At 39.0% G+C, this 7,501-nt stretch carries 11 protein-coding genes; 7 read left to right on the top strand and 4 right to left on the bottom strand.

All coding sequences use genetic code 11. From position 1 onward, the window contains the following. Positions 1-93: 93 nt before the first annotated feature. Entirely contained in the window at positions 94-903 is an 810-nt protein-coding gene (locus GQR46_RS13425) for an ion transporter (protein ID WP_165727960.1), read from the bottom strand. A gap of 99 nt (positions 904-1,002) precedes the next feature. On the opposite strand from GQR46_RS13425, the gene GQR46_RS13420 reads away from it, so the two are divergent. The 5 genes from GQR46_RS13420 to GQR46_RS13400 all read left to right on the top strand — a co-directional run bounded on the left by GQR46_RS13420 (position 1,003) and on the right by GQR46_RS13400 (position 3,185). After that, positions 1,003-1,215 (top strand): hypothetical protein, encoded by a 213-nt coding sequence (locus GQR46_RS13420; protein WP_007583226.1) that lies wholly within the window; start codon positions 1,003-1,005, stop codon positions 1,213-1,215. Between the two features lie 15 nt (positions 1,216-1,230). Continuing rightward, complete coding sequence (locus GQR46_RS13415) at positions 1,231-1,512, top strand: hypothetical protein (RefSeq protein WP_165741209.1); 282 nt, start codon at positions 1,231-1,233, stop codon at positions 1,510-1,512. Positions 1,513-1,580: 68 nt separating this feature from the next. Further along, positions 1,581-1,772, top strand: a complete 192-nt coding sequence (locus GQR46_RS13410) for a YwbE family protein (protein WP_007377588.1) — start codon at positions 1,581-1,583, stop codon at positions 1,770-1,772. Then, positions 1,772-2,290, top strand: a complete 519-nt coding sequence (locus tag GQR46_RS13405; RefSeq protein WP_007377587.1) for a DUF4240 domain-containing protein — start codon at positions 1,772-1,774, stop codon at positions 2,288-2,290. Before GQR46_RS13410 ends, GQR46_RS13405 begins: the two co-directional genes overlap by 1 nt. Positions 2,291-2,723: 433 nt before the next feature. Beyond that, a complete protein-coding gene (locus GQR46_RS13400; protein WP_010552920.1) occupies positions 2,724-3,185 on the top strand; it encodes a hypothetical protein in 462 nt (153 codons plus the stop codon). A 20-nt stretch (positions 3,186-3,205) separates the two neighbouring features. Here GQR46_RS13400 and GQR46_RS13395 read toward each other — a convergent pair whose 3' ends face one another. The 3 genes from GQR46_RS13395 to GQR46_RS13385 form a co-directional block, all read right to left on the bottom strand. Beyond that, complete coding sequence (locus tag GQR46_RS13395; RefSeq protein ID WP_165727958.1) at positions 3,206-4,465, bottom strand: Y-family DNA polymerase; 1,260 nt, start codon at positions 4,463-4,465, stop codon at positions 3,206-3,208. Continuing rightward, positions 4,453-4,866, bottom strand: a complete 414-nt coding sequence (locus GQR46_RS13390; RefSeq protein ID WP_165741208.1) for a S24 family peptidase — start codon at positions 4,864-4,866, stop codon at positions 4,453-4,455. Before GQR46_RS13390 ends, GQR46_RS13395 begins: the two co-directional genes overlap by 13 nt. 81 nt (positions 4,867-4,947) lie before the next feature. After that, positions 4,948-5,367, bottom strand: a complete 420-nt coding sequence (locus tag GQR46_RS13385; RefSeq protein ID WP_010552917.1) for a MarR family transcriptional regulator — start codon at positions 5,365-5,367, stop codon at positions 4,948-4,950. Between the two features lie 135 nt (positions 5,368-5,502). On the opposite strand from GQR46_RS13385, the gene GQR46_RS13380 reads away from it, so the two are divergent. Next, a complete protein-coding gene (locus GQR46_RS13380; RefSeq protein WP_165741207.1) occupies positions 5,503-6,246 on the top strand; it encodes a siderophore-interacting protein in 744 nt (247 codons plus the stop codon). Positions 6,247-6,387: 141 nt separating this feature from the next. Next, positions 6,388-7,377: an LLM class flavin-dependent oxidoreductase gene (locus GQR46_RS13375; protein WP_165741206.1), complete on the top strand. Its 990-nt coding sequence runs from the start codon at positions 6,388-6,390 to the stop codon at positions 7,375-7,377. Positions 7,378-7,501: the final 124 nt, after the last annotated feature.

Here is a 7,501-nt window from a genome sequence, read left to right as displayed (position 1 = left end):
AATTAAAGCGCTTTGGTAATTTTAGTTTAATTAGAATTTTAAACGGCACCCACTTTTTAAACTTTAAGTGGGTGCTTTAGTACTCTGAACAGATTAGTTTTTGCGGTTACTCAAAAGCTCTTTAAGCTCAGCAATTTGTGATTGCAGCTCGTTTACTTGCCCTTGCGTTGCAGGTAATGAGCTATCATCTGCGAGCTCTTCTCGTGCTTTGCGGTGCTCCTCACTCATAACTTCTAAAATGGCACCTACCATCATGTTTAAAAATACAAATGCGGTTAAAAATATAAACGTAAGGTAATAAATCCAGCTTAGTTCGTACACCGCCATTGTTTCGTACATTATGTCGGTCCAATCTTCAAACGTCGCCACCCTAAATAGGGTGAGCATAGAGATTGATACGTCTTGCCAAAGTACGGGGTTTATTTCCGCAAACATCATGCTGCCCATTGCAGCGTATATATAAAAAATAACAAACATTAATAGGGCTATATAACCCATTTGTGGAATGGCTTTAAGCAATGAGTTAACTAATAAGCGCAGCTCTGGGATCATCGATACCAATCGCAGTACTCTAAATATGCGAAGTAGACGAGCAATTAACATAGTAGAGCCAGCAGCAGGATATAAACTGCCCAATACTATGATGGTGTCGAATATGTTCCACCCCTTCGAAAAGAAGTGTTTTATGCCTTTGCTTGCAACATAGCGGATTATTAGTTCAATTAAAAAGAATGCGGTAATGCCAACGTCCATCCAATTTAGAGCAAGCTCTACGGTAGGATGTAGTGAGTAAGTGTGTGCACCTACTGTAAGAGCAGAAACAATAATTACAGCTATAACAAATGATTGAAATATCTTGCTTTTGTCTATACGCTGAAACAACTTTTGTAACTGCGACATCATAGAAATAGATCCTTTGGGATTAAGATTTTATGGCGCTAATATACAATAATATTGTAATAATTTAACGCTTTTTCGATATAGAAAGTGTAAGGAAATTTAATGTTTATCAATAAACTAAAAAGTAGCGCATTACTTATTGTTGGATTATGTGTTTTAGCTGGTTGTAGCTCTGACGCGCGTTTTCATGAAGTTCAATCGGCGCGCCTTGATGAATGTAACTATAAAGCCGACAAAGAATATTACGAATGCCTAGATAAACAAGACTCTAACTACGAAGAGTTTAAAAAACAGCAACAAGCAGAAACTAAATAAGTAACCTTTATATTTATGACTAAAACTCAAAAGCAGCGCGATAAGCACATTCGACTAGCACTTACTAATGCATGCGAGGCAATAAAAGAAAGCGTAATTGGTTTTGATTATCTAACGCATACCATTGACTTAAATAACGAGGCCAATACGTTAAAAGTACAGTGCTATTTTAACGATGATATAGCCCTTGAAAGTGCAAAACCGCAACTTAACGAATTAACAAATATAATACTCAAAGAGCTTACGAGTATTAAGTTGAACGCAAAACGAGCACATATTTCATTTTCCGCCAATTAACAGAGCTTTTGTTGGTTTGATAGCACATGGACGTTATAATTAGATAAATTATTTTTAGGGTTTAAATTATGGCTGTTCCTACGCGTTCGCAAATTTCACCAGGTATCACAGTAAATATTGTATTAAAAGAAGATCAACGCAGCGGCACATTAACCGAAGGTGTTGTTGAGCGTCTTTTAACAAAATCACCTAATCACCCACACGGCATTAAAGTGCGTTTAGAAGATGGTCAAGTTGGCCGAGTAAAAGAGATTTTATAATGGCAGCGTTAACAGAACAGGCTTTTTGGGAATTAGTAACAACGCCTGATTTAGGACTCGATCCGCAAAGTGTGAGCGATAACCTAAAAACTAAACTTAATGATTTAAGCGATCAACACCTTATTGATTTTGATAAGCATTTTGGCATACATATGCGCAAGTGTTTTACATGGGATTTGTTTGGTGCCGCCTTTGTGATGGCTGGATGTAACGACGATTATGGCTTTAGCGAATTTAGATGTTGGTTAATTTCGCGCGGTAAAACAGTTTTCGAAAACGCCTTAGAAAATGCTGATTCGATAGCGCAGTGTACACCCGTTTATTACTTAAACGAGCAGCCTTATCCGTACATTGATGAGTATGACTTAATAGCCGGTTTATTATTTGAAGAACGCAGTGAAGACGAATTGCCGTTTATCCCATCTGGCAGTGATGAACCCAAAGGTAAACGTTTTAAAGACAAACCTAAGTTTTTAAAGCAAAGCTACCCTTTATTATTTGCAAAGTACTGGCAATAAAATAAATACCAATTCGTATAACTAGTTAAACAATCTAATGAGTTCAATTGACCCTTACAATTAAGCGCATTGGTATAAATCGTTTTGTTGTTTAAGTACGTATTAAATAAAGTGCTTAACAACAAAATGGTTTGTAATGAGTATCTAGGGCATGTTTACCTTTGGTGGTTGAATTTGTTCAATCCAAGAAGGATTTAATCGCGGCGCGAAATTTGTAAACTAGTGGGCTCGACAACTGCTCCTGGGTTATTCTAGTAAGAATAAGTAAAAACCGAGCAAAGCTTCCGCGTCCTACTCACGCGCTCGCTCCTGTAATACGACTTCTCTCCTTTTATAGTAAATCTCTGTTATAGTTGTTAAAAGTTATAAAAGCTAAGTGATTAGGCATTTTGCTATTATTTAACACGCTGACTCACGAGGATACACCCACGAAATGAAATATTTAACACTCGCTTTATTAACTGTCGCTTTTACAAGTGCAAATGCTTTTTCTGAGCCGAGTAATAAAACACGATTTATACCGTTTTTAAAGTCAAAACTGGGGGCATACGAAGTTGTGTCGACCAATTCAGGGTTATGCGTTAATAGCGATTTGAGTTTGACAGACGAAAGTGATTTAAGTGCAGGTTTTAAACTTGGAGAACAAATTGTATTTGGATCGCTCCACAATGGTACTCGCACTATTAAAAAACCAAACTTTTGTTTTATAACCAGTACGCTTAAATATAAAAGTGATGGCCTTGAAAACGGTTTAAGAATGAGCCGTTGTGAAAACCCTGCAAACGAAAAAACAATCAGTCAAAGTATCAAATTCTTAGCTGATAACACACTAAAATACACATTAAGCGAACCTAGTGTAGAGTGCACATTTAAAAAAGCAGACGAGAGCAAATAAAGCATCTAGTAAGTAGTAAATCATTCGCAGTATATTTTAGGGATATCGCGCCAACGCGTAGTGTACTGCGGCGATAAAAAATCACGGTTCATGTGCCATCGGTCATTTAATTTACTGCTTGCAAGGCTGAGCATCCCTTTTCCGTATCGATTGTTAATTGTGTCTAGGCATTGCATAAGCTTTGGATTATCAGGGCTCTTATTAAATAAGTCATTTTGCTGAAACTGTTCTGATATTAGCTCTACCGCGCCCACACCACACTTATAAAACCGAACTCCCGGTTGGTAAATATTATTAAATACCTCAGATACAGCATTAGCCATCACGCAGGTGTCGTTAGTGGGTGAGGGGAACTTATATACAAACGACTTTTTATAATATCTGTTTTCGTGCGCGCCACTGGCTGCAAAAATATAAAGCTGGTAGGTGAGCGAACGTTGCGCTCTTAGTTTATTAGCCACTGTGGTTACATGGTTAATTAGCGCCGTTTTAAGGGCTGTTGGCTCGCATATGCGCTCTCCAAAACTACGGGTCGAATAAATCTCTCGCTTGTCTTGTCGTACATCATCCCAGTTTAAACATGTTATCCCGTTAAGTTCGCTTACTGTACGTTCAACAACCACACTAAATGCACGGCGCATTGCTTTAGGGTTTTGCTGAGCAAGGTCCCAAGCGGTGTGTATATTCATTATTTTAAGCTTTTTAGCTAGTCGCCGGCCTATTCCCCACACATCTTCGCAGCTCATTCTTTGTAAAATAGCTTGGCGAGTTTGCTCGCTATTTATTACTGCAACACCATTAAAGCCACTGAGCTTTTTAGCGGCATGGTTAGCGGCTTTTGCTAAAGTAGGGGTCGGGCCAAAACCAACACCTACAGGAAGCTTTGTTTCGCGCCATACTGTGCGCCTTATTGTATGGCCGTATTCATGCCAGTCTTTAATTAATGATGTGTAGCCATTAAAGTGCAAAAACGATTCATCAATACTGTATATGTGCTGTGTATCGCAAAAGCGGCCAATAATATTCATCATTTTGTCGCTTAAATCAGCGTAAAGCTCATAATTGCTAGATCGAATAACTACGTTATTTTGCTCAAGTAAATGCTTAACTTTAAAGTACGGGCCAAATTTAGGAATATTTAAGCGCCGAGCAATAGGACAAATAGCGCATACACAGCCATCGTTATTGGTAAGTACAACCACGGGTTTGGAGCGAATAGCAGGGTCGAATACTTTTTCGGCACTGGCATAAAATGACACAGCATCAACTAAGGCATACATTTTAGTAACTCTGGGCTTTGCCTGTGCATTCTTATTGATAGCGTTACTACGCCTTCTAGCTGAAATTCGTCTGAAGAGGTTAGTTGTACAGGCTTATGTAAAGAAGAAGCCGAAAGCAGCCTCGCATTGGTTTTATCAAGTAGTTTGCATACAAAAAGACCATTTAAGTTAGCAACAATAACGTCACCATTTTCTGCAGGCTCTGCACGGTCGATAACTAATAAGTCCCCTTCAAAAATTCCGACTTCTTGCATAGAGCACCCCGATGCAATACCAATAAACGTAGCATCTGGATGCTTTATTAAAAGCTCATCAAGGGTTACACCTAGCTCGGTGTACTGCGCTGCGGGGGATTCAAAACCACACACGCCTGCTTCTATATAAATGGGAATGACAAACATAACACAACCTAAAACGCATATACTGTATAAGTGTACAGTATATGCGTTTTGTGTAAGTTATGCCAAGAAATGTATGGCTGATCAATCCATGTTTTTGATCATTTGTTGTGCGGTATCTAAAAAGTCTTTGATTTGTTGAGGGTTTAAGTTTTTACACATTTGATTATTTATTTTTTTCTCTGAGGCTAATAACTTATCAAAAAGAACTTTACCTTGCTCTGTGAGCGACAAAATAAAGCAGCGTTTATCGTGCTCACTCGCCTGTTTATTAATTAAATTTAAGCCAATAAGATCTTTAATTAAACGTGCTATTTGCGCTTTGTCGCGCTGTGTTTTAGTAACTATATCGTTAGCCGTACAGTTATTTACGTTCGCGATAATATGTATGCAGCGTACGTGCATAGCATTAATACCCAGTTCGCCTGCGTTAATTGCTTCACGAATTGTGACACGGTAATTTTGCATTAGTTCAAACAGCGTATTTGATAAAGGTGTATTCATAGAATTCTCAATATGGTTGACAAAGTCAATTAAATTGTTATAGTTGATTTTATCAACCAATGGGGCGTTGTGCAATGACTGCTTTTATAGCAGTTAATTATTTAAACCTAAGTTTTGTAAACGAGGTGATTTAAAATGGGTAAACAAGTTCGCAAAGCAACAGTATTAAGCACTGAGCAAATTACACCGCACTTACAGCGCATTGTTGTAGGCTCAGACGATTTTGCAGATATAACCTCCGCGCACATTGGTAATTATGTAAAAGTACTGTTCCCAAAAAATGGTGAAGTAGATTTTAACTTAAAAACAGCGTGTATGCGATCATACACAATAAGGCATGTGGATGCGCAAACCGGCGCACTAACGCTTGATTTTGTTATAAATATGCACCAAGGCCCCGCGACTAACTGGGCTAAAATTGCAAAAGTAGGCGACGCGCTAGGTATAGCTGGACCAGGCCCTAAAAAATTAGATAATTACGCGCACCCTCATTATATATTATTGGGCGATTTAACCTCAGTAAATGCTATAAAAGGCTATGTGCAGCAGTTACCTGAAGCTGCAAAAATTGATGCATTTGTACATGCCCCTACTGAGCAAGACATTATCGATTTAGAAACAAATCGCGATATAAACTGGTTAATTACCAATAATGCCGATACAGCAATGCTAAGTGCACTTAAAAATTTGCACATTACAGAGCAGCCACCTATTGTGTTTATGGCACTGGAGGCAGGCCTTGTACGTACAGTAAAAACACTGCTAACTGAGCAACTTAATATACCGCGCGGTAATATTGTATCCTCTGGTTATTGGAAAAAAGGCGTAGACTCAGAAGGCTATAAAAAGCAGCGCCAACGTGATGCACAGCTTGCCTGAATACCTTAGAGCAAAATAACATATACCTATTTTGCTCTAATACCTCTGCGTAACTTGAATTGACCTAATAGCAGACCCATTTAAGTGTTTTATGCTAATGATGTAATCCATTATTAGTATGCATTTTTAGGAGCTGCTATTTTGTTAACTTCCATTCCTTTTTCGTTACTCGAACTTGCCCCCATGATCAAAGGGGACAGTGTTGCCAACACTCTTCATAAAAGTACTAAATACGCACAGCGAGCAGACGAGCTTGGCTTTAATCGCTTTTGGCTTGCTGAGCATCATAATATGCCAGGTATAATTTGCGCTGCCACTTCTATTTTGGTTGGTCACATTGCAGGTAATACCAAAAAGATACGCGTTGGATCGGGCGGTATTATGCTGCCAAACCACTCCCCATTAGTTGTTGCTGAACAATTTGGTACGTTAGAGAGCTTATATCCTGGGCGAATAGATTTAGGATTAGGGCGTGCCCCCGGCAGCGACCAAGTAACTAGTCGTGCATTAAATAGCGATATGAGCCGTGCTGAAAACTTCCCGGGTGAAGTAACTGAGCTGCAAACGTTATTAGGTCCATACAACGGTACGCACCCAATACGCGCTATACCGGGTGAGAACACAAACGTTCCTATTTGGTTATTAGGCTCGAGTTTATTTAGCGCGCAACTAGCGGCGCAAAAAGGGTTACCGTATGTATTTGCAGGACATTTTGCACCGCGCTTTGTGCACGATGCAATAGCGTTGTATAAGCGCGAATTTAAAGCATCAAGCGACCTTGATAAGCCATACGTAATGCTTGCACTGCCTTTAGTGGCAGCAGACACCGACGATGAAGCGCAATACTTGTCGACTACTTCTAAGCAACGTGTGCTCGAACTGATACGCGGTAACGAGCTGTGGCTAAAACCACCTGTTGAAAGCATGGACGGGTTATGGAGCGAACAAGAACGCGCTCATGTAGAGAACTTTTTAAGTCTAAGCGTAGTAGGCGGACATGTAAGTATTAAACACAAGTTAGAGATGATAGCGAAACAGCTAGAAGTTGATGAGTTTATATTTACCAATGATGTATTCGATAGTGAAAAACGCCACCGTGCACTCGAAATTTTAATGGAAATAAAGCACTAAAATATAGTTAGTTAAGCAAGCGTACACTCTGGGCTTGTTAACATACAGACATCATCAAAAGTTAAACTTTTTTAACTCATTTTATTAACTTTAAGTGATGTCTGTATTTGTTATTTAAATATTC

The organism is Pseudoalteromonas sp. Z1A6, assembly GCF_011378745.1.
Classification (GTDB): Bacteria; Pseudomonadota; Gammaproteobacteria; order Enterobacterales; family Alteromonadaceae; genus Pseudoalteromonas; species Pseudoalteromonas arctica.
The sequence above is the reverse complement of the archived record's forward strand: the minus strand, read 5'-3'. Positions and strand labels throughout refer to the sequence as shown.